Annotated in this window: 20 protein-coding genes; 19 read left to right on the top strand and 1 reads right to left on the bottom strand. The window is 49.7% G+C overall.

Translation table 11 applies throughout. The annotated features are described in order from the left end of the window. Window positions 1-121: 121 nt before the first annotated feature. From mobB to KQJ23_RS16135, 17 genes are all read left to right on the top strand, one after another. Window positions 122-721, top strand: a complete 600-nt coding sequence (gene mobB, locus KQJ23_RS16215; protein WP_216479960.1) for a molybdopterin-guanine dinucleotide biosynthesis protein B — start codon at window positions 122-124, stop codon at window positions 719-721. A gap of 106 nt (window positions 722-827) precedes the next feature. After that, the gene (locus tag KQJ23_RS16210) at window positions 828-4,508 is read left to right on the top strand and encodes a nitrate reductase subunit alpha (protein ID WP_216479959.1); all 3,681 of its coding nucleotides are present in this window, start codon (window positions 828-830) and stop codon (window positions 4,506-4,508) included. Continuing rightward, window positions 4,498-5,967, top strand: coding sequence for a nitrate reductase subunit beta (gene narH / locus KQJ23_RS16205; RefSeq protein WP_216479958.1), 1,470 nt, complete (start codon window positions 4,498-4,500; stop codon window positions 5,965-5,967). The genes KQJ23_RS16210 and narH overlap by 11 nt, the downstream gene beginning before the upstream one ends. A 40-nt stretch (window positions 5,968-6,007) precedes the next feature. Next, window positions 6,008-6,670 carry a nitrate reductase molybdenum cofactor assembly chaperone gene (gene narJ, locus KQJ23_RS16200; RefSeq protein WP_216479957.1) on the top strand — a complete coding sequence of 221 codons (663 nt, stop codon included), beginning with the start codon at window positions 6,008-6,010 and terminating at the stop codon, window positions 6,668-6,670. Continuing rightward, window positions 6,667-7,347 carry a respiratory nitrate reductase subunit gamma gene (gene narI / locus KQJ23_RS16195; protein ID WP_216479956.1) on the top strand — a complete coding sequence of 227 codons (681 nt, stop codon included), beginning with the start codon at window positions 6,667-6,669 and terminating at the stop codon, window positions 7,345-7,347. The genes narJ and narI overlap by 4 nt, the downstream gene beginning before the upstream one ends. Window positions 7,348-7,373: 26 nt before the next feature. After that, the gene (mobA, locus tag KQJ23_RS16190) at window positions 7,374-8,006 is read left to right on the top strand and encodes a molybdenum cofactor guanylyltransferase (protein ID WP_216479955.1); all 633 of its coding nucleotides are present in this window, start codon (window positions 7,374-7,376) and stop codon (window positions 8,004-8,006) included. Continuing rightward, window positions 7,987-9,018, top strand: coding sequence for a ThiF family adenylyltransferase (locus KQJ23_RS16185; RefSeq protein ID WP_216479954.1), 1,032 nt, complete (start codon window positions 7,987-7,989; stop codon window positions 9,016-9,018). The genes mobA and KQJ23_RS16185 overlap by 20 nt, the downstream gene beginning before the upstream one ends. Before the next feature lie 31 nt (window positions 9,019-9,049). Beyond that, window positions 9,050-9,280 (top strand): molybdopterin converting factor subunit 1, encoded by a 231-nt coding sequence (moaD, locus tag KQJ23_RS23990; RefSeq protein WP_216479953.1) that lies wholly within the window; start codon window positions 9,050-9,052, stop codon window positions 9,278-9,280. 28 nt (window positions 9,281-9,308) lie between these two features. Further along, a complete protein-coding gene (moaC, locus tag KQJ23_RS16175; protein WP_216479952.1) occupies window positions 9,309-9,794 on the top strand; it encodes a cyclic pyranopterin monophosphate synthase MoaC in 486 nt (161 codons plus the stop codon). A 40-nt stretch (window positions 9,795-9,834) separates the two neighbouring features. Then, the gene (locus tag KQJ23_RS16170) at window positions 9,835-10,332 is read left to right on the top strand and encodes a molybdenum cofactor biosynthesis protein MoaE (RefSeq protein WP_216479951.1); all 498 of its coding nucleotides are present in this window, start codon (window positions 9,835-9,837) and stop codon (window positions 10,330-10,332) included. Between the two features lie 42 nt (window positions 10,333-10,374). Further along, window positions 10,375-11,385 (top strand): GTP 3',8-cyclase MoaA, encoded by a 1,011-nt coding sequence (gene moaA, locus KQJ23_RS16165; RefSeq protein ID WP_216479950.1) that lies wholly within the window; start codon window positions 10,375-10,377, stop codon window positions 11,383-11,385. A gap of 12 nt (window positions 11,386-11,397) precedes the next feature. Continuing rightward, a complete protein-coding gene (modA, locus tag KQJ23_RS16160) occupies window positions 11,398-12,219 on the top strand; it encodes a molybdate ABC transporter substrate-binding protein (RefSeq protein WP_216479949.1) in 822 nt (273 codons plus the stop codon). After that, complete coding sequence (modB, locus tag KQJ23_RS16155) at window positions 12,216-12,887, top strand: molybdate ABC transporter permease subunit (protein WP_216479948.1); 672 nt, start codon at window positions 12,216-12,218, stop codon at window positions 12,885-12,887. Before modA ends, modB begins: the two co-directional genes overlap by 4 nt. Window positions 12,888-12,915: 28 nt before the next feature. Beyond that, window positions 12,916-13,659 (top strand): YwiC-like family protein, encoded by a 744-nt coding sequence (locus KQJ23_RS16150; protein ID WP_216479947.1) that lies wholly within the window; start codon window positions 12,916-12,918, stop codon window positions 13,657-13,659. Window positions 13,660-13,800: 141 nt separating this feature from the next. Continuing rightward, window positions 13,801-14,583 carry a ZIP family metal transporter gene (locus KQJ23_RS16145; protein ID WP_249529842.1) on the top strand — a complete coding sequence of 261 codons (783 nt, stop codon included), beginning with the start codon at window positions 13,801-13,803 and terminating at the stop codon, window positions 14,581-14,583. A gap of 142 nt (window positions 14,584-14,725) precedes the next feature. Then, window positions 14,726-15,073, top strand: a complete 348-nt coding sequence (locus KQJ23_RS16140) for a serine hydrolase domain-containing protein (protein WP_216479945.1) — start codon at window positions 14,726-14,728, stop codon at window positions 15,071-15,073. Window positions 15,074-15,091: 18 nt separating this feature from the next. Further along, window positions 15,092-16,192, top strand: coding sequence for a metallophosphoesterase (locus KQJ23_RS16135; protein WP_216479944.1), 1,101 nt, complete (start codon window positions 15,092-15,094; stop codon window positions 16,190-16,192). A gap of 1,045 nt (window positions 16,193-17,237) precedes the next feature. Here KQJ23_RS16135 and KQJ23_RS16130 read toward each other — a convergent pair. Continuing rightward, window positions 17,238-17,453 carry a flagellar basal body-associated FliL family protein gene (locus tag KQJ23_RS16130; RefSeq protein WP_216479943.1) on the bottom strand — a complete coding sequence of 72 codons (216 nt, stop codon included), beginning with the start codon at window positions 17,451-17,453 and terminating at the stop codon, window positions 17,238-17,240. A gap of 235 nt (window positions 17,454-17,688) precedes the next feature. On the opposite strand from KQJ23_RS16130, the gene KQJ23_RS16125 reads away from it, so the two are divergent. After that, window positions 17,689-18,261, top strand: a complete 573-nt coding sequence (locus tag KQJ23_RS16125) for a TetR/AcrR family transcriptional regulator (RefSeq protein WP_249529830.1) — start codon at window positions 17,689-17,691, stop codon at window positions 18,259-18,261. Between the two features lie 306 nt (window positions 18,262-18,567). Next, the gene (locus KQJ23_RS16120; protein ID WP_216479942.1) at window positions 18,568-21,675 is read left to right on the top strand and encodes an MMPL/RND family transporter; all 3,108 of its coding nucleotides are present in this window, start codon (window positions 18,568-18,570) and stop codon (window positions 21,673-21,675) included. The last annotated feature ends 106 nt before the right edge of the window (window positions 21,676-21,781 follow it).

Genomic DNA, 21,781 nt, shown 5'->3' with positions numbered 1-21,781 from the left:
TACTAAATCAAAGAAATCCGTGAACAACAGCGATCGTAAGCACACTTCACACGTTGCCCCTAATACGCAGGATCATTAACTGGGGGTATAGGACAGTCTCTATAGTAAAGGAGTACAACTTATGCATTCGAAGCTTGCCTGGAGCGATACAGGGGCAATGAACGTGGTTCCTGTACTGCAGATCATCGGTTATAAGAACAGCGGCAAAACAACCCTTGCCTGCAAGCTGATATCCGAGCTCACAGCCTGCGGTCTCCGCGTTGGCTCGGCCAAGCATGATGCGCATGAATTCCAGTTGGACGACGATGGGACAGACAGCCGAAGGCATCTGTCCCATGGTGCTTTAGAGACCGTACTCACCTCGAAGTCAGCAACAAGAGTGATGAGTCAAGCACCGATGACACTGGATGAAATCGCAGGCAGCATGTACGGCAGAGTAGATATATTGATTGCAGAGGGCTTCAAGTCGGCTCACTATCCAAAAATTGCTCTGCTTCGCGAAATGGATGAACAGCAGAAGCTTCTCCGTGAAGCGTCCAACATCCGGCTATGGATTAGCTGGGCAGAGATAGGGGAACAGGGGCACAAGCATGAACAGCAACAGGGTAATCCGGTTTCTCCTAGCAAATTCACATCAAATTCCCCAATCCCTATACTTTCTCTAAAAGACGAAACCACCGTAATCAAATCCGCACTTCACCTCGCATTATCACTTTTATAATCATATAACGGGGATTCCCTACCTTGGAATGAGGGAGTTCCCCCCTCTTCACGATCGATCCCAGCGCCTACAATTAAAGTATCAATAAGCGCAAGGAGCTGGAACGATGAACAAGACCAACCCGCTACTGCAAAAGTTAAAGTTTTTCCGAAAGCGCGAGAAGAACGCGGAAGGCTGGAGTGAAGTATCCAACGATGATCGTTCTTGGGAGCATATGTACCGCGACCGCTGGCAGCATGATAAAGTGGTGCGTTCAACACACGGCGTGAACTGTACCGGTTCATGCAGTTGGAAAATATTTGTGAAGGACGGCATTGTAACCTGGGAAACGCAACAGACGGATTATCCGACAACCGGACCCGACATGCCTGAATTTGAACCGCGCGGCTGCCCTCGTGGGGCGAGCTTCTCCTGGTATCTCTACAGCCCGCTGCGGGTGAAATATCCTTATATTCGCGGCAAGCTGCTCCAATTATGGCGTGAAGCCAAACGGACTCATCAGGACCCGGTCGCTGCCTGGAGCTCGATTGTTGAAAATGACGAACAAAAGCTAATCTACAAATCGGCTCGGGGGAAGGGAGGCATGGTACGTGCTTCCTGGGATGAGGTTACAGAGATTATCTCCGCATCCATGCTGCATACGATCAAGAAAAATGGTCCTGACCGTGTGGTCGGGTTCTCTCCGATTCCGGCGATGTCCATGGTCAGCTATGCAGCAGGCTCACGTTTCCTGTCGCTCGTAGGCTCACCGTTACTTAGCTTCTATGATTGGTACGCGGATCTTCCGCCTGCATCTCCACAGATTTGGGGCGATCAGACTGACGTGCCCGAGAGCAGTGACTGGTATAATTCAAGCTATTTGCTCGTATGGGGCTCGAATCTGCCCATGACCCGGACACCGGATGCCCATTTTATGACCGAGGCAAGATACCGCGGTACCAAGGTTGTATCGATTAGCCCGGATTATGCGGAATTCGTAAGATTCGCGGATAAATGGCTCGCTGCCAAGCAAGGAACGGATGGAGCGCTTGCGATGGCAATGGGGCATGTCATTCTGAACGAATTCTATGTGAAAAACAGCACGCCATACTTTAATGATTATTCGAAGAAATATACGGACTTCCCATTCCTGGTGCTGCTTCAGGAGCAGGGGGATGCTTATACGACGGACCGCTTCCTGACAGCCAAGGATCTTGGCATCGATACGAATAATGCCGAATGGAAAACGGTCCTGATCGATGAGCATACCGGCGAGCTTCGCATCCCTAACGGAACAATCGGTTCCCGGTGGGGCGAGGAGGGCAAATGGAACCTTGAAATGGTGGACACCTTCACCGGTGAAGAAATCTCTCCACAGCTCGGGCTGCGCGGAACTGCCGAAGGACAGGTTGAGCTCAAGCTGCCTTACTTCGATGATGATGACAAATCGGCTATCTCGAGTTCGATTCCGTATCGCACGATTACGGGGGCAGACGGACAATCTTACCGCGTGACGAGCGTCTTCGATCTGATGCTGGCCCAATATGGAGTCGATTCCGTCAACGGTAGTAACTACGATGATGCGAACACGGTATATTCGCCGGCATGGCAAGAGCAGATCACAGGTGTGGATCGTGAATCCGTCATTCAGATCGCCCGCGAATTTGCGCAAAATGCGGTAGACAGCCAGGGACGATCGATGATTATCGTCGGCGCGGGCATTAACCACTGGTATAACTCGGATACCATTTACCGCAGTGTGCTTAACCTGGTATTGATGACGGGCTGCCAAGGCGTGAACGGCGGAGGCTGGGCGCATTATGTCGGCCAAGAGAAGCTTCGTCCGGCAGAAGGCTGGGCCAATGTCGCCTTTGCGCGGGATTGGACGATGCCGCCGCGCCAACAAAACGGGACTTCCTTCTTCTATTTTGCAACGAACCAATGGCGCTTTGAATCCAACCCGGTTGATGGGCATACCTCAGCGCTTGTAGATAAGGCGCGTTATGCACACTATGCGGATTATAACGTAATGGCTGCACGTCTGGGCTGGTTGCCTTCCTACCCGCAATTCAACGAGAATTCGATTGATCTGGCGAATGAAGCGGCGGCTAAAGGACATGACACACCGGAAACAATCGCGAATTATGTAGCAGGACGTCTGAAGAACCGTGATCTGGAGTTTGCGATTGAAGACCCGGATGCGGAGGGCAATCATCCGAAGGTGATGTTTGTCTGGCGCGCCAACTTGATCTCAAGCTCCGGCAAAGGACATGAATACTTCCTGAAATATTTGCTCGGCGCGCATAACGGTCTGCTCAACGATGACTCCGAGACAATGCGTCCGGAAGAGATCAAATGGCATGACCAGGCGGCAGAAGGCAAGCTCGATTTAATGGTAGATATCGACTTCCGGATGTCCGGGACTGCAGTCTATTCGGATATCGTGCTTCCGGCGGCAACCTGGTATGAGAAGAGCGATCTGTCCTCGACAGATATGCATCCATTTATCCATCCCTTCAACCCTGCGGTGCCGCCGCTCTGGGAGTCCAAGTCGGACTGGGAGACGTTCAAGGCGATTGCGAAGACCTTCTCCCAAATGGCAGAAAGCCAATTCGACGGACCGCAGCGCGATATCGTAGCGATGCCGCTCCAGCATGATACACCGGATGAGCTGTCTCAGCCGTTCGGGCGGATTCTGGATTGGAGCAAGGGTGAAATTGAGGCGATTCCGGGCAAGACCATGCCGAAATTCGTTGTGGTAGAGCGGGACTATGCTTCCGTCTACAAGAAGATGACCGCGCTTGGCCCAAACATCAAAGATAAGCCCTATGGCATTAAAGGAATCAACTGGTCTGCAGCCAATGAGTATGAGCTTATGAAGAAAGTGAACGGCGTCGTCGATGAGCCTGGAATCAGCGAGGGATGTCCGAAGCTGGTGACGGATCGGCATATGGCCGAAGCCATTCTTACATTGTCCACGACCAGTAACGGAAAAATGGCCGTAAAAGCCTGGGAGTCACTGGAGCAGAAGACGGCACTCAAGCTGAAGGATCTGGCGGAGGATCGGATCGAAGAGCGATTTACCTTCGACGAGATTACTACCCAGCCGAAGACGGTAATTACCTCCCCGGCGTTCAGCGGATCGGAGCAGCATGGAAGACGCTACTCGCCGTTCACCACGAATGTGGAGCGCTTGATACCTTACCGTACCTTGACCGGACGCCAGCATTATTATCTGGATCACGAAATGTTGACGGAATTCGGCGAGAACCTGGCGATTTACAAGCCGACGATGAAGCATGCTCCTTTCCATACGAACAAGAATCGTCCGGCCAAGAAAGGCAAAGAAATTGTCTTAAACTTCATGACGCCGCATAGCAAATGGTCAATTCACAGTATGTATTTCGATTCGTTGCCGATGCTGACCCTGTTCCGCGGCGGCCCGACCATCTGGATCAACAAGGATGATGCAGCCGCGGCCGATGTGGTCGATAACGATTGGATTGAATGCTTCAATCAGAATGGCGCTGTAGTTGCCCGGGCAGTCGTTACCCACCGGATGCCTAGGGGAATGGCCTATATGCACCATGCCCAGGATCGGACGATCAACGTTCCGGCAACCGATGTCACCACAACGCGAGGCGGTACACACAACAGTCCGACACGTATCCATGTGAAGCCAACTCATATGATTGGCGGATATGCACAGCTTAGCTACGGATTCAATTACTACGGACCAACAGGCAATCAACGGGATCTGTACGTCGTGATCCGCAAACTTGAGGAGGTGAACTGGCTTGAAGATTAAAGCACAAATCGGAATGGTCATGAACTTGGATAAATGTATCGGTTGTCATACATGCTCGGTAACCTGCAAGAATACCTGGACCAACCGCAAGGGCGCAGAATATATGTGGTTCAACAACGTCGAGACGAAGCCAGGCATCGGGTATCCGAAGCAGTGGGAGAACCAGGACAAATATAAAGGCGGTTGGGTGTTGAAGAACGGCAAGCTGGAGCTCCGCTCCGGCAGCCGTGCCAACCGGCTGATGAATATCTTCCACAATCCGGACCAGCCGACGATTGACGATTACTATGAGCCGTGGGATTACGATTACGAGAAGCTGCAGCAAAGCCCGGAAATGAAGCATCAGCCGGTAGCGCGTCCGAAATCGAAAATTACCGGCGAATATATGAATCTCGAATGGGGTCCGAACTGGGAAGACGATCTGGCGGGTGTGCATGAGTCGGGATATGAAGACCCGAACATGGCTGGAATCGAAGAAGCTGTTCGCATGGAATTCGAACAGGTATTCATGATGTATCTGCCAAGAATTTGTGAGCACTGCATTAATCCGTCCTGTGTATCGAGCTGCCCATCGGGTGCGATGTACAAGCGCGAGGAAGACGGAATTGTGCTTGTAGACCAGAATGCTTGCCGCTCGTGGCGGTTCTGCGTATCTAGCTGCCCTTACAAGAAGGTCTACTTCAATTGGCAGACAAACAAAGCGGAGAAATGCACGCTCTGTTTCCCGCGTATTGAGCAAGGCCTGCCAACGATCTGCTCGGAGACCTGCGTAGGCAGAATCCGTTATCTGGGGGTTATGTTCTATGACGCCGATCGTGTCGAGGAGGCAGCTTCGGTGGAGAATGAACAAGATTTGTACGAATCGCAATTGAGCATTTTCCTTGATCCGAACGATCCTGAAGTGATTGCCGCAGCCCGCGAAGCTAACATTCCGGAGGACTGGATTGAATATGCCCAGCGTTCGCCGATCTATAAAATGGCGGTCGATTGGAAAATCGCGCTTCCGCTTCACCCGGAATACCGGACCTTGCCGATGGTATGGTACGTACCGCCGCTTAGCCCGATTACGAACATGGTAGAAGGCAAAGGGGCAACTGCTTCGCCGGATGATATTTTCCCTGCCATTGACGATATGAGAATCCCGGTCCAGTATTTGGCGAATCTGCTGTCAGCAGGCGATACCGACGTAATCAAGACCGTGTTGAAAAAAATGGCCGTCATGCGTTCCCATATGCGTGCGCGGAATCTGAACAAGGAGACCGACGCTGAATTGCTGGCGCAGTTCGGAATGACAGAGAAAGAGACCGAAGAGATGTACCGTTTGTTGGCGATTGCCAAGTATGACGATCGTTTCGTGATTCCGGCAGCCCACCGCGAAGAATTCTCTGACCTCTATTCCGAGCAAGGAGCCTGCGGGTTTACGAACATGATGGGCGGGCCAGGGCCATGCGGCGGTTAACCTGGGAGCAGTGCGGTAAACTGGACAAGGAGTGAGGCGAATGAACGAGATGACATTACGCTCCAGCTGGATGCTATTCTCCCAGCTGCTGCAATACCCCGATGCCGAATGGCAGGATGAATCAGATGACATGTACGTGAATTGGTGCCAATGGATTGAAGGCGAACAAGCGGAGGAGGCCAAGGGCCTCCAGGAGCTTGCTGGAGACTGCTTGGCAGCCTTCGCCGGGATGGATGCTGAGACAATTACATCGAACTATGTGAAGACTTTTGATTTTAGCAAGAAGAGCAATTTGTATCTAACCTACAGTCAGCTAGGGGAAGACCGGGAACGGGGTCCTGCATTGCTTCGGCTAAAGCAGCTGTATGAGGAAGAGGATATGGTTCTTTATACAGATGAGCTCCCGGACTATTTACCGCTTGTCCTGGAGTATGTGGCTGTGGCCAAGGAGAATCGCGGCATCGAGCTGCTCGTGTCCTTCCGCAAGGCGCTGGAGCATACCAGAGATGTGCTTCACCAGACTGATAGTCCTTATCGGCATGTTCTGGATGCGATTCTGTTGATCTTAGACCGATCCGGTGTGACAGAAGGCAGCTTTGATGTTTCCGAGCTCGCCGGAAGCGGCAGTACGCCACAGGCTATGGGTTGCGGTCCGATGTGGGCTGCTGCCGGATATGGACAGGAAAGGAGAAATCCGCTATGACTTGGGGAAGTCAGTTTTTATGGGTCATTTACCCCTATCTGATTCTGGTCATCTTCCTTGTCGGGCTTTATTACCGCTATCAAACGGATCAGTTCGGTTGGACAGCCAAATCAAGCGAGATTCTGGAGAAGAAACAGCTAAGGGTCGGCAGCATTCTGTTTCATATCGGCATTATGCTTGTTCTTGTCGGACATATCGGCGGTATTCTGATTCCGAAGGCATGGGTATCGGCACTTGGAGTAAATGATCATATGTATCACCTGATGGCCATGTCGATCGGGAGCGTAGCAGGATTGATGACCCTCGTTGGCTGCATTATTCTCGTGTTCCGCAGATTAACGAATGCACGCGTGCGGAGAACCAGCAGCTTTGGCGATATGCTGTCGATCATTTTATTGACGCTGATTGTCGTCGCTGGGATGTCAGCAACGCTGTTCAATATGCGCGGGAGTGTAGAATTCGATTACCGTGAGACAATTGGACCGTGGATGCGAGGGGTGCTTGTATTTCGGCCCGATCATACTTTGATGAAGGAAGTTCCCGTAATCTTTAAAATTCATGTTATTCTAGGATTATCTCTATTTGCGGTGTTTCCATTTACGAGATTGGTTCATATGCTCAGCATGCCGATCACCTACTTGAAGCGCAGCTATGTGCTTTATCGCAAACGCCGGTAATCCGGATTGAAGCGGAGGGCTGTCTGATGTTAACCGGAGTGATTCTGGCGGGAGGGCAGAACTCCCGAATGCATGGGTTGAACAAGGCGCTGCTTACCTATGAAGGAGAGCATTTTATCGAACGTCAGATTCATGAAATGAGCTCGATTTGCGGTGAGATGATCGTGGTAACTAACGACGCTTCGGTCTATACAAGCTGGGCAAAGCCCGATATGATATATACTCCGGACATTTTTCAAGGCTCCGGTCCGCTCGGCGGATTTCATGCTGCCTTCTCGACATTAACCAATGACTATGCCTGGGTGGTCGGGTGTGATATTCCCAAGCTATCCGCCAAGGCTGCAACGAAGATGTTAACCCTATTAACTAACAGTGATTATGACGCAGTTCTTCCTGTTGTGGGCGGCAAGCATCAAATGCTGCATGGCATCTACCGGCCCAAACGGCTGCTGCCGTTGATTACTGAAAGGCTTGAAGCCAAACGATATCGGCTATCCGGATTACTGGACTCGATTCATTGGCTGGGAATAAAGGAACTGGACTGGACGGAAGCAGGATTAAGCGTGGACTTCACAGAAGATGTGGATACACCCTTGCAGTATCTAGAATTACTTCAAGAAGAGAAGAGGACGGACAGCGATGTCACAAGACCGGTATAGCAGACAACAGAATTTTGCGCCCATCGGCTTCTCCGGACAGCAAAAGCTGAAGGATTCGCATGTCCTGATCGTCGGCGCAGGTGCACTGGGCTCAGGGACAGCAGAGACCTTGGCTCGTGCAGGAGTTGGAACTATAACGATCATTGACCGTGATTATGTCGAGTGGAGCAATCTCCAGCGGCAGTCGCTGTACACAGAGCAGGACGCTTTCAAGCAATTGCCGAAGGCAGTGGCAGCCGCAAGCCGTCTGAAGCAGATTAACTCCGAAATTACCATAAATGCACATGTAATGGATTGCAATGCTGCTGACTTAGTCTCACTTCTGGAGCGTCATTCCATCGATCTGATTCTGGATGGGACGGACCATTTCGCAATTCGCTATCTGATCAATGATGCTGCATACCGCTTCCAGATTCCATGGATCTACGGGGCTTGCTCAGGCAGCTATGGAGCTGTATGCAGCTTCATTCCCGGACAGACTACTTGCCTGCACTGCCTGTTGAAAAAGATGCCTGCCGTATCTGCCTCATGTGATCTTGAAGGCATCATTGCCCCGTCCGTACAGATGGTTGCGGCCATGCAGTCGGCGGAGGCGCTTAAATGGTTGTCCGGGAACCGGACGCAAATGAATGTGAATTATACGGTGTTTGATCTGTGGTCGAATATGCATCAATCGATTGGTCTGAATCGAAGGGCGCGGCAGGAGGCCTGTCCAACCTGTGGCGGGCAGCCGAGCTATCCTTACCTGAACAGCGAAAGTGCAGTCAAGGCCGAGACTCTGTGCGGCAGGGCTTCAGTCTGGCTGCGGTATCCGCGCCAAGAGGCGCTGAATCTGGATGCGGTGGCAGATCATGCCAAGCAATTGCAGGCAGTGGTGAAGTCCAATCCATACCTGATTCAGATTCAGGAAGGGGATTTCCGCCTGGTTCTTTTCCAGGATGGCCGTGCACTTGTGCATGGAACCTCAGATCCTCTTGAGGCCAAGAGGATCTATCAGCGTTATGTCTCCTAAGGGAAGAACAATATGCCAGGAAGGTGATTCTGTGAGAATACTATGCTTTGCTCATCTGGGTGAGCAGATCGGCTCGCCAACTCTTGAGCTGGAGCTTGGCCCGATGACGGTAGCGGCCTTCGTCGAGGAGTTCAGGTCACGTTATCCCTACGCCAGACTTGATCAGGTTATGATCGCGGTGAACGAACAGTTCGTAGAAGAAGATCACCTGATCGAAGCGAAGGATACGGTGGCCTTGCTGCCTCCGGTCAGCGGCGGTTAAGAAGGCGGCCGAGAAAGGAATGAATGCAATGAGCCAAGAGAAATTGACCCATTTCAATGAACAAGGAAGAGCTCATATGGTGGATGTGTCGGATAAATCCGAAACCAAGCGGATGGCTGTAGTCAAAAGCGAAATCCGGATGAAGCCCGAGACGCTCCGCCGAATTCAGGAGGGCTCGATTGGCAAGGGCGACGTACTCGCTGTGGCACAGGTTGCAGGGATTATGGCTGCGAAGAAAACAGCGGATCTGATCCCGATGTGCCATCCGCTTCCGCTGACCGGCATCGATATTACCTTCGAAATTCCTGAAGAAGGAATATTGTCTTTCCGGGTAAAGGTGAAGACCACCGGGGTGACCGGGGTGGAGATGGAGGCATTGACGGCTGCCCAGGTGGTTGGACTGACCATCTATGATATGTGCAAGGCCATCGATAAGGATATGGTACTGGGTCCAACGTATCTGGAGCAAAAACGGGGCGGCAAGAGCGGTGACTATGAGCGAAAGACACGATGACTGTGATTTCTTGATTTCAGAGGGAAGAGAGGGAGGTCTTATGAGCAGCAACTTGTTTGTCATCACCGATCAACCGATCAGACCCGAAGAAGTATCGGATAAGGTCAAGCGGCGCGAAGCCGGAGCAATTACCTTGTTCCTGGGCACCGTGCGTGAGCTTACTTATGGGAAGCGTACTCTCTATCTTGAGTATGAGGCGTATCCGACCATGGCGGTGAAGCAGTTCGAAATGATCGGGAAAGAAGTAAGAGAGCGCTGGCCGGACACGCTAGTGGCGGTGACCCATCGGGTAGGCAGGCTTGAGATTTCCGATATTGCAGTCGTCATAGCCGTCTCGTCGCCTCATCGCAAAGCTGCTTATGAAGCCAACGAGTATGTGATTGAACGGATCAAGCAAATTGTGCCGATCTGGAAGAAGGAATATGGGGAAGATGGCTCCGAATGGATTGGAGATCAATTGAACCAGAAGACTTACCCGGAGGGCTGGCCTCTGTTGGAGGACATCCCGAAGAATGATTTGAACCATGAAGATGAGTGACGGGTATCAAGGTATTCCGCCCTCTGAAAGGAGCGTAACACCATGTCCATTCCCCGCTTAGTCGATCCTTTTGGCCGTGAGCATCATTATCTGCGGATATCTGTAACGGATCGTTGCAATCTGCGGTGTGTTTATTGCATGCCTGAGGAAGGCATGCAATTCGAACCTGCGGATAACATTCTGACCTATGAAGAAATTGCTGATGTAGTGCGTGTCATAGCCGAAATGGGGATCCGCAAGGTTCGTCTGACGGGCGGGGAGCCGCTTGTCCGCAGGGAGCTGGAGAAGCTGATCGCCATGATTGCTGCGATTCCGGGGATAGAAGACATCGCATTGACGACTAACGGCATATTTCTTGCACCTCGTGCCGCACTTTTTAAGGAAGCCGGACTTACCCGCGTTAATATTAGCCTGGATTCCCTGAAGCCGGAACGCTTCAAAATGATTACCCGCGGCGGGGACGTGCAAAAGGTGCTTAACAGCATCGATGCCTGTGCCAAAGCAGGCTTAAGTCCGATCAAGCTGAATGTGGTGCTGATGAATGGTCTGAATGATGATGAAATCGCGGATTTTATCGAGATGACGATGGAGCGGAACATCCATGTACGGTTCATCGAATACATGCCGATCGGCCACAATGATGCTCAGTGGAAGAAGCTGTATTTGCCGCTCACGCGGGTTAAAGAAGTATGCGAAGAGCAGCGGTGGAAATTCAGCGCAGTCAGTTCCGTACAAGGAAGCGGCCCGTCGGAGAATTACCGGCTTGAGGGGGCGGCAGGCAGCTTTGGCCTGATCCATCCGGTCAGCGAGCACTTCTGCCAAACCTGCAACAGGCTTCGTCTTACGGCAGACGGCTTTATCAAGCCTTGTCTTGCCTGGACAGAGCAATTTCAGGTCCGCAGTGTCATCGGTGATGATGCAGCTGTTCGCCAGATTTTTCTGGAAGCCCTGGGAACAAAGCCTGAAAATCATGAAATGTCCAAATTCTTAAAAAATGACCCCGACATCTCGCACACCCCTACGTCTCGCAGGATGTCTCAAATTGGCGGTTAGGAGAGGATTTAAATGACAAAGTTATTCGGTAAAAAAGCTATGCGGTTTTTTGCTCCATTTTTCACAATTGCCTTGGTATTGTCGTTGGTAGCTTGCGGCGGAACAAAAGAGGCTGAAAAAACGGAGCTTCCTGCAGTTGAATTGACCGTGTCCGCTGCAGCGAGCCTTACAGATGCCTTTCAGGAAATTCAAGAGTTGTATGCCAAGGAAGCTCCGCATGTGAAGCTGAACTTTAACTTCGCTGCTTCCGGTGCGCTTCAACAGCAAATCGAGCAAGGTGCTCCTGTTGACGTATTTCTCTCTGCATCACCTAAAAATCTGGATCCGCTCGTAGAGAGTGGACTGATTGCAGAACATCAGCATCAAAGTCTGCTGGGAAATGAGCTTACCGTCGTAACTGCGGCCGATGAAGAAACTTCGATCCAGGACGTGAAGGATCTGCTCAACGACCAATTTGTGAAGGTAGCTATCGGTATCCCTGAATCCGTACCTGCCGGGAAATATGCTCAAGAGGCGCTAACAAATGCTGGAGTCTGGGATGACCTTCAAGCTAAAATGGTGCAGGCGAAGGATGTTCGTCAAGTATTGCAATATGTGGAGACCGGAAATGCTGAAGCAGGTTTTGTCTACAAGACCGATGCCTTGTCATCGGATAAAGTAAAGATTGCTTATACCGTAGATCAGTCCACTTATACGCCGGTTATTTATCCGATCGGGATTATTAAAGAGACTAGTCATGCTGAAGAAGCAAAGGCACTGTATGATTATCTTCAAACGAAGGAAGCGTTGGAAGTTTTTGAGAAATACGGTTTCTCCAACCCTAATGCGCAATGATAACGATTGAAGTCGATTGGGTCCAGCTCTGGACCCCGATTCGATTATCTCTGCAAGTTGCCCTGATATCGAGCATCTTAAGCACGATCATGGGAATTACTTTAGCCTGGTTTATGTCCAGCAGAAGAACGAAGGGAAGAGTGTTCTTCGAGACAGCGTTTATGCTGCCGCTCGTGTTGCCGCCAACAGTGGTAGGTTTCCTGCTGCTTATGCTGCTTGGGCGAAGGAGCTGGGTCGGGCAGTTTGCAGAATGGCTGTTCTCGGCGCCCATCATATTCTCTTGGGGAGCCGCAGTTATTGCGTCCGTGGTCGTCGCCTTTCCGCTCGTCTATCAGACAATGAAGACTGGCATCAATGCGATTGATAACCAGTTGAAGGAAGCAGCAAGATCGAGTGGGGCGAAGGAGTGGCAGGTATTCTTATATATTACTTTGCCGCTGGCTTTTCCGTCCGTGCTTACGGCTTATATTCTCAGCTTTGCACGGAGCCTCGGAGAGTTCGGTGCAACACTGATGATTGCAGGGAATATTCCGGGGAAGACCCAGACGGTTCCTACGGCGATATTCGTCGCGGTCGATTCCGGAAATATGACCATGGCATGGCTATGGACCGTTTCCATGGTTGTCATCTCATTCTTGCTGCTGCTACTGACCAGGCAGAAGAACTAAAATTGATGAGTTTAGGGGGAGCTAGGCGATGAGCAGGAAAAAGAAGAAAAGTATCGTTATACCGCACGAGCACGGAGGGTGGGCGATGATCAGTGTACCGTTTCTCTTCGGGGTGATGGCAGGTACGGCACAGTGGAGCCATATTCTTCTGTTCATCGCCTGGCTATGCTTGTACCTGGCGTCCTATCCTTTCTTGCAGGCTTTGAAACGGAGAAATCAGCGTCAGCATTTATTGAAATGGTCTGGCATTTACGGCGTAGCTGCTCTTGCTGCACTCGCTTATCCATTGATCAGGACACCCGAGCTATTTTATTTCGGAATCCCGTTCCTGCTGCTGCTTATCGTGAACATTTGGCATGTGAAGCAGAAGGATGAACGAGCTATTGTAAATGATCTATGTGCAATTATCATCTTCTCCCTGGGTGGTGCCGCTTCATTCTTGTACGGAGGAGGAAGCTTTGGGCAGGAGATGCTTGCCATTGTTGTCTTGAACTTTGCTTACTTTATGGGTACCGCCTTTTTCGTCAAGACGATCTTCCGTGAGCGGGGCAATCGTCGCTGGGAGTCCACGGCCCGCATTTATCATGTGCTGATCCTGTTCGTTCCTTGGCTGCTTGGTATGCCCTGGATGACGATTCCTTATGTGTTCCCGTTGCTCCGCACATTCCTCTTTACCGGAAAAGCCATGAAGCCGATGAAAGCCGGAATTTTGGAGATTGTTGGCTCAGTGCAGTTTCTTGTAATCTCGTGGATCATCTATAATTTCATATAATTAATTATTAGCAGTCAAAAGCAATTGACGATTCACAGGAATGGGATAAAATATGTACAGAGAAATCACCATTCAGACTTGTCATCATCCTGAGAAGGAGTTGTTGTTTTGATTGCTTTTTTCCAAAGTTTAAATCCGATCATGCAGGCTTTGCTTGCCACTTTGTTTACTTGGGGCATGACCGCATTGGGCGCAGCACTTGTCTTCGCCACCAAAACCCTTAACCAGAAGCTGCTCGACAGTATGCTGGGGTTCGCCGGCGGTGTTATGATCGCAGCCAGCTACTGGTCGCTTCTTGCGCCAGCAATCGAAATGTCGGAAGGCAATCCCGTTGGCAACTGGTTCCCGGCCGCTTTTGGTTTTTTGCTTGGCGGTATCTTCTTATGGGGAATTGATAAAATTCTTCCCCATCTTCATCCGAATACTTCCATCAGAGAAGCAGAAGGCTATTCTCCGAATAAAAGAAAAAGAAGCACGCTCCTTGTGCTTGCCATCACGCTTCACAATATCCCGGAGGGCTTAGCCGTCGGGATTGCCTTCGGCGCACTGGCTAACGGCGGAACCGAGGCGGCTTTGATTGGTGCGCTGACGCTGGCTCTGGGTATCGGCATTCAGAACTTTCCCGAGGGAGTCGCAGTGTCCATGCCATTGCGCGGTGAAGGAATGTCCCGCCGCAAGAGCTTTTTCTACGGGCAATTTTCAGGGATGGTTGAGCCGGTTGCCGCAGTGCTGGGCGCATTTGCCGTTGCCTTCGTCGAGCCGCTCCTTCCGTATGCGTTAAGCTTTGCCGCAGGCGCCATGATCTTCGTCGTTGTCGAGGAGGTCATTCCCAGCTCTCAGGAGAAGGGAAACAAGGATCTGGCTTCGATGAGCTTGATGTTCGGCTTTGTTTTAATGATGATACTGGATGTAGCATTGGGATAAAGCTATTAGGGATAGAATAGGCCCGATATAACCGTATGGAATATAATCCGTACGGTTTTTTGCTTTTATAAGGAGCAATTTGTGAAGAGGAGGGGAGTTAGCTTACAATGAGACTATAATAAAAGGGAAAGGGGACATGCCTTTGCACAGCCACAACTCGGGGTATGTGCTTCTTGGTGCGGTGATTGAAAAGGTGAGCGGTCAAACGTACAATGACTATCTTTTTAAGTGGACGACGGGCCTCGAAAAAGGGAACATTCTCAGTGAAGCTTCATGGGAAATCATGCGAACACCGAATCTGTCCCAGTACGTTCTGGGATGGGGGATATTTGGGCCTGATCTGGCGTCCTATGGACATGCCGAAAGTATCAATGGGTTTTCTACCGCTATTTGGAGAGATATGAATCAAAAATCAGAGATCATTATTCTTAGTAATGAAGATGGAGCCCCTGCCATGAGAATTACAGAATTGATCATTGGCATTCTTTAAGTCAGACGAGGTGTAATTATGTTTGTCATCATTGGAATACTTAGCTTACTGCTTTATGGAGGGTTGGTTTACTATATCGGCTGGCGCGGATACCGCTGGCTCCGTCCGAAGACATCCTCTCGCAGATTCAAGGTTCTGTATACGGTTGTCCTTGTCATAGCAGCAACTTCATTTATCACCGGGCGGTTTGTGAATATAAAGCTTCTTGGGATCATCGGCGCCTATTGGATGGCTTTGTTATATTTGTCGATATTGCTGGTGCCATTGGCGCATTTGACTGTAATACTGCTGCGGAAATCCAGGTTGTGGAGGGAGAGAACCTCTTTCTGGGCAGGGGCAATCACACTGGGAATGATGGTCGTTTTGCTTGGATATGGAAGCTACAATGCCTACATGCCTGTTGTTCGCACTTATACCATTCAGATGGATAAAGGCTCGTCATCCATTGATTCTCTACATATTGCCATGGCGGCAGATATGCATTTTGGGTTGCTGTCCGGGAAGGACCATGCGAAGCGGCTGGTTCACGAAATGAACAAACTTGAGCCGGATATTATTTTGCTGCCGGGAGATTTGTTTGATGATGATATTCAGCCATTTGTGGATCAGAAGCTGGATTCGGTCTTGTCGGAGCTCAAGGCACCGCTCGGCGTATATGCCACCCTTGGCAATCATGATAAGCATAGGGGGACGATGCAGGAGCTGATCGATACGTTCGAACGTAGCGGGGTGAACATTCTATATGATGAGACGATAACGGTAAACGATCTGTTCACACTGGTAGGGCGAAAAGATCTCAGTGATCCTGAGCGAATAAATCTTGAAGCACTCATGGCAAAGGTGGATCTCGGCAAGCCGGTCATCCTGTTGGAGCACCAGCCGGAAGGGCTGGATCTTGCGGAGCAGACGGGCGTTGATCTGATGTTATCCGGTCATACTCATCATGGGCAAGTGTTCCCGGGGAACCTGATTACTAACGCACTCTTTGAAAATGATTGGGGTTATCTGCGTAAAGGCAACATGCATTCGATTGTCACCTCGGGCTATGGCTTCTGGGGGCCGCCGATCCGGATCGGGACGAGATCGGAGATCGTAGAGCTTCATATCGAGTTTGAATAAAGGGGCAGCCTCGGTAGTTAATGACAAGGCTGGATTCGCCGCAGTTTCATGCAAGAGCCCGGCAGTATAAAGCAGGCTAACGTTTCTGCGTGCCGGGGGTAACGTGTGAAGGTTGCTTTCGATCGCTGTTGTTCGCTGACTTCTTGGATTGAACTAAGCCATCAAAAGGTAGAAATCCTCTCACAAAGGCGACCGCTCCGCTTCTGCAGCAACCTTCACACTTATACCCTTATTACGCAGGCTCTTCGGCCTTATAGCTGCCGAATGCACTATAGTAGCTCCTCCCTCTGCACGTCGGAGATGGAAGAATGCACCAGAATCACTTGCCTAGCATACAGGCTCGTTCATTCAGCATAGCATCTTGATGCCTGATACATTACAAACAGTAACTGCGCATTAATGCACCTTCAGCGGGTAGATGCATGGACAACTACCCGCGTATACGCGAACACATCTCGCATCATGCAGATCTCACACTGGGCAAAGCAAGGCTCAGGCTCCCAACGAACGGTGCGTTCACAGCATGACGACGATTGGCAGACCCCATGCATATACGGTTCACACACATATAGTGAAAAAAGTAGGTATTGGCGTCGTGCATAAGCTACCGCGCAAGCTTCCATTCGCGCTTAACCCAAGGCTATGCATTGTCTCCTGCTTGCATGCCGCAGGGAGATAAGTTAATAGCAGTGCAGTTATTGCTATGCAGCTTAGGCATAGCTATGTGCAGACTGCAGTGCAGTTGAACCCAAAGGCGAAGTAATCAGGGCATAAGTGTGAAGTGTGCTGAAGAAGCGTAAGCGTTCGCCTTTGTGAGTGGATTTCTTCATTGTTAGAACTTCTTACAATAAGAGAAATCCGCGAACAACAGCGATCGTAGGCACACTTCACACGCTGCCCCTCTAACTCGCCCTCCTATGTCTAACTGTCCTATGCTATTGCACACTTTCATGTAAAAATGCAACACCGTATCTCCGTCGGGTAGATGCTTGAATTAAAGCTTGGCTCACAGAGCAAGACTGGAATACCAGTCGGACAACTGAAATTAACGGGTTCTTGTGAAGATGAATATGATGAATGCAATCATTCCCAGAACTACAGGGATCGCATAATAGAGGCTTAGGCCGGTAACATTTCTTTTTGTTTTTTTATCATAGCTCGGATTGCCTTCTCTATTTTTCTCGGAAAAGCCGATCAGCATCGTCGCAATCCCGCCGCCAACCAGCAGCAATACAGCGAATATGGCCACAAGCGTATACATCAATGATCCGCTCCCTTAGTTTAGTTTTACACAATTTAACCATAACCTGACATCATCTGTTAGTCTACATCTTTTAAAAGCAAGTAGGAGATTTCTCATCCTCTTTTTTAGACATGCCATGGAATTTCGCACTTAAACCGGTGCAGATTCGTGTCTGGTAATTCATCAGATTCATTGATATACTGTAGTGGCATTTGTACATTCTGTATATTCCGGTTAAAGAGGGGAAGAGGTCATGCTGGAAACAAATAAGAGAGACGCTATACTGAAAGCGGCATTAGCGCTTTTTGCGAAGAGAGGTTATGACGGTACGACAGTTCCGATGATTGCTAACACCGCACAAGTTGGAGCAGGAACCATTTACCGCTATTTTGAAAATAAAGAGACATTAGTGAATGCGCTGTTTCAGCAGTGCGTCCAGGAGTTTTCAGAGACATTGAAATTTGAAGAGATAGACCCTTCTTCGGATATGCGCGATCAATTTCATTATATTTTCAAGCGGTTGATTAAATTTGCAGATACCAATATCCATGCATTACTATTCATTGAGTCCCACAACAGCGCCTATTACATAGATGTAACAAGCAGAAAGGCATTTCAGGGGCTTATGGAGACTCTTCGTCAAATGATGCAAAACGGTAAGGACAGGGGAGTGATCAAGGATCTGCAAACGGATGCTTTGATTGCTCTCGTCTACGGTGCTTTTGTTATGCTGTTCAAACTGATTCAGGCAGGTCTGTTAGATGAAAGCGAGGCCATGCTGAAAGAGGTAGAGGAATCCTGCTGGAATGCCATAAAAATCCTATAGCTCAAGCATTAGTAGGGTTTCTGCCATCCGGTTTTCTAATAGTGAAGTCAGATGTTGTATGCTGTTGAAATCCTGTCGGCCACTAATGGTTATAATAAATAGGATTAATTTTGGAAACAGCAATTGCAAAATCGAAGGATTTAATTATAATAGGATAGGAATGAACGTTCATTCCGTTGTCATTATTTTGACATTATTCTGTTAGGGGCTGAATGATTATTCGAAGGGTAGGGGATAAACCGAAGCAGAGGAGAAAAGATTGCTACACGCGGAATGAATATTCATTCCTTTTAAGGAGGAAACATAATGAAAAAGCTGGTAAATGGGAGAATGTTCTGGTGCATTGGCTGGATTATAGTATCAGTAGTTACTATGCTGCTAATGCCTGATATGGATGCTTTGGTGCGAGAAAAAGGCCAAGCTGCTGTTCCGGCTACCACTCAGAGTGAAGTCGCCAAAACCATGATCAATCAGATGAAAGATGATGAATCTGAAATGTATGATATCATCGCCGTATTCAACACCGGGGATGACAGCCCGCTAACTGATGAGCAAAGAACCGAAATCGACGCTATTATTGGACAATTGCAAGGGCGGGAACAGGAGATAGGAATTCGAAAAATCGTATCTCATCTGGACAGTCAAGAAATAGCGGCTCAATTCATATCTGAGGACCGGACGACGATATTAACTCAAATTTCCGTCGATATGTCCAGCGGTACGATTACGAAAGTTACTGACAGACTGAATGAGATCGTCAAAACGGATGACATCAACACGTACTTGACAGGCAATTCTCCCGTGATTGAAGATTTCGTGCACTCCACCCAAGAAGGGATCAAGAAAACGGAAGTTATTGCAGTTATATTTATTCTGGTCGTACTGATCCTTATTTTCCGCTCACCGGTTGTACCTCTCGTCTCTTTGGCTTCCGTGGGGGTATCCTATCTGGTATCCTTTGGGATTATTGCCCATTTGGTGGACGGCTTTAACTATCCGTTCTCGAATTTTACGCAGGTCTTCCTAGTCGTGATCTTGTTCGGGATCGGCACGGACTACAACATCTTGCTCTTTACTAGGTTTAAAGAGGAACTTAGCCGGGAGACCGATGTAAATACAGCCATCAAGAATACCTACAAATCCGCAGGTCGTACGGTGCTCTATAGTGGGGCTGCCGTCTTCATCGGGTTCATGGCATTGTTTATGGCCGAGTTCAAAATTTATCGTTCCGGATCGGCTGTTGCGATCGGGGTGGCGGTCTTAGTTCTCGTCTTGAACACGTTGAATCCGTTCTTCATGGGATGGTTGGGCAAAAAACTGTTTTGGCCGTCCAAACGCTTCGAAGGACATGGCGACAGCAGAACCTGGGGATTTCTGGCGAAGCACTCCGTTCGCCGTCCCTTTGCCGCTTTGGTGATTGTATTGCTGATTTGCACTCCGTTTATCATGAAGTACAGCGGCACTCTTAGCTATAACGATTTGCTTGAAGTCGACGATTCGTATGCATCCAAGCAAGGAATTCAGGTGATCGAGCAGCATTTTCCGGCAGGATTTTCTTCACCGGCTACAATCGTTATACAGGCTGGCCATACTCTGGATAATACTGAGAGCTTGCAGGCGCTGGATGAGCTTGCCGAACGAATTTCCAAGGTGGATGGAGTAGCAAGCGTTCATACCGTTACTCGGCCAACAGGGGAGAAGATCGATGAATTGTACATTAGCGAGCAGACCGGGGAGCTTTATGGCGGACTGGACGAGGCCGCCGTCGGAATCGATAAGATTTATTCCGGTCTGTCTTCAGCCGAGGATAAGTTCAATACCACGGATGCTGACAGCTTGGCAAATGTTCAGAAGCTAATTGACGGCACAAGCGTGATCCGAACCGGTGCCGGGGATCTGGGCGCTGCGCTGAATCAAGTGACTGTAGGGATCAACAGCGGCGCAGCAGGTGCCAGAGAATTGAAAACCGGTCTGATCATGCTGGAGAGCAAATTGGACTCATTGAGCAACGCTACAGCCCAGTTGGTTGAAGGCTACAGCAAGCTGGAGTCGGGATTGAGCCCGGCAGCGCGATCTTTTGCAAGTCTCAGTCAGGCTATCGAGGGAGCCATAACCGGTTATGAACAGGTTGAGAGTGCTATGACTGCTTTCGTACAGCAGCACCCTGATATGGCTGAAGATAAAAATATCGAGAAGACTCTGTTCATCGCTTCTACGGGTAAAAGCCAGCTTGGAGAGCTGACAGTTCAACTGAGCCAGCTGGCTCCGCAATATGAGTCGGCGATGGTTTCCTTCAAGCAGGCCAACTCTTCATTGCAGCAGGTTGAAGACGGACTCGGTCAATTCAAGACCGGGATAGGGCAATTGGTGGAAGGAGCCGCCAAGCTGGAGCGCGGTCTGAAAGAAGGATCTGACGGGTCTGTGCAAATTGCCAATGAGAGCAAAAAGCTGGAGTCCGGGCTTGCTGAAGTGAACAGCGGTCAGCAGCAATTGCTTAACGGGCTGAACGATCTCGAAGCGAAAATGACGACATTGAAATCCGGACTCAGCGAAAGTACAGCGGGACTTGAGAAAATCCGCAGCGGTCTAGTGGATGCACAGTCGTACCTAAGCGGTGTCAGCGAGTCGGAAGCAGCAAAGAAATTTTACATTCCACAGGAGGTATTGGAAGGAGAGGACTTCCAAAAATCTGTAGAAATGTACTTATCCCATGATCGGAAAACGGCGCAGGCAACGGTCATCCTAGAGGTGAATCCGTATAGCAAGGAAGCTATGGATATTATCCGGAATATGAACAGTCAAGTGAGCGGTACTTTGGAAGGCGGCGAACTGGCCGGAGCCAAGGTGGCCATTGGCGGAAAATCCTCGCAAAATGCCGATCTGCAGGATATCGCAGGAGGAGATTTCAACCGCACAGCGATTATTATGCTTACAGGCATCGCCCTGGTATTGATTTGGATCACGCGTTCATTCTGGCAGCCTGCATTTATTATCGCATCCTTATTGCTGGCTTACGGTGCTTCAATGGGACTTGGTGAGCTTATCGGCTACCATGTGCTGGAAACAGATCATCTCGGCTGGAATGTGCCTTTCTTCAGCTTTATTATGATTATTGCGCTTGGTGTCGATTACAGCATCTTTATGATGATGCGCTACAGGGAAAACCGAGGGCACGCAGGCAATGCGATCGTGGATGCGGCACGGCATATCGGGGGAGTCGTCATCTCCGCCGCGATCATTCTTGGCGGCACATTTGCCGCTTTGATTCCTTCGGGTATTCTGACATTAATCGAAGTGGCGATTGCAGTCATTTTGGGGCTATTCATTCTCAGCTTGATCATGCTGCCGGTCTTCATCCCATCCTTGATGGCGATTCAACACAAGCTTAGCGGCAAAGAAACCGAAAGAGAGTAAATGCCAAGTTAAAGTCATGCTTCATAAGACCGTTTGGAATGGAAGCATACTCCAAACGGTCTTATTTATCTTTTTGACGATCCAAGACCGAGTATGCTAGACTTGT

The sequence above is a fragment of the Paenibacillus brevis genome, from assembly GCF_018919145.1.
Lineage (GTDB): Bacteria > Bacillota > Bacilli > Paenibacillales > Paenibacillaceae > Fontibacillus > Fontibacillus brevis.
The sequence above is the reverse complement of the archived record's forward strand: the minus strand, read 5'-3'. Positions and strand labels throughout refer to the sequence as shown.

Coding starts and splice junctions, on each gene's coding strand:
- mobB (WP_216479960.1), top strand. CDS start 122: ATGCATTCGAAGCTTGCCTGGAGCGATACAGGGGCAATGAACGTGGTT.
- KQJ23_RS16210 (WP_216479959.1), top strand. CDS start 828: ATGAACAAGACCAACCCGCTACTGCAAAAGTTAAAGTTTTTCCGAAAG.
- narJ (WP_216479957.1), top strand. CDS start 6,008: ATGAACGAGATGACATTACGCTCCAGCTGGATGCTATTCTCCCAGCTG.
- narI (WP_216479956.1), top strand. CDS start 6,667: ATGACTTGGGGAAGTCAGTTTTTATGGGTCATTTACCCCTATCTGATT.
- mobA (WP_216479955.1), top strand. CDS start 7,374: ATGTTAACCGGAGTGATTCTGGCGGGAGGGCAGAACTCCCGAATGCAT.
- KQJ23_RS16185 (WP_216479954.1), top strand. CDS start 7,987: ATGTCACAAGACCGGTATAGCAGACAACAGAATTTTGCGCCCATCGGC.
- moaC (WP_216479952.1), top strand. CDS start 9,309: ATGAGCCAAGAGAAATTGACCCATTTCAATGAACAAGGAAGAGCTCAT.
- KQJ23_RS16170 (WP_216479951.1), top strand. CDS start 9,835: ATGAGCAGCAACTTGTTTGTCATCACCGATCAACCGATCAGACCCGAA.
- moaA (WP_216479950.1), top strand. CDS start 10,375: ATGTCCATTCCCCGCTTAGTCGATCCTTTTGGCCGTGAGCATCATTAT.
- modA (WP_216479949.1), top strand. CDS start 11,398: ATGACAAAGTTATTCGGTAAAAAAGCTATGCGGTTTTTTGCTCCATTT.
- modB (WP_216479948.1), top strand. CDS start 12,216: ATGATAACGATTGAAGTCGATTGGGTCCAGCTCTGGACCCCGATTCGA.
- KQJ23_RS16150 (WP_216479947.1), top strand. CDS start 12,916: ATGAGCAGGAAAAAGAAGAAAAGTATCGTTATACCGCACGAGCACGGA.
- KQJ23_RS16145 (WP_249529842.1), top strand. CDS start 13,801: ATGCAGGCTTTGCTTGCCACTTTGTTTACTTGGGGCATGACCGCATTG.
- KQJ23_RS16135 (WP_216479944.1), top strand. CDS start 15,092: ATGTTTGTCATCATTGGAATACTTAGCTTACTGCTTTATGGAGGGTTG.
- KQJ23_RS16130 (WP_216479943.1), bottom strand. CDS start 17,453: ATGTATACGCTTGTGGCCATATTCGCTGTATTGCTGCTGGTTGGCGGC.
- KQJ23_RS16125 (WP_249529830.1), top strand. CDS start 17,689: ATGCTGGAAACAAATAAGAGAGACGCTATACTGAAAGCGGCATTAGCG.
- KQJ23_RS16120 (WP_216479942.1), top strand. CDS start 18,568: ATGAAAAAGCTGGTAAATGGGAGAATGTTCTGGTGCATTGGCTGGATT.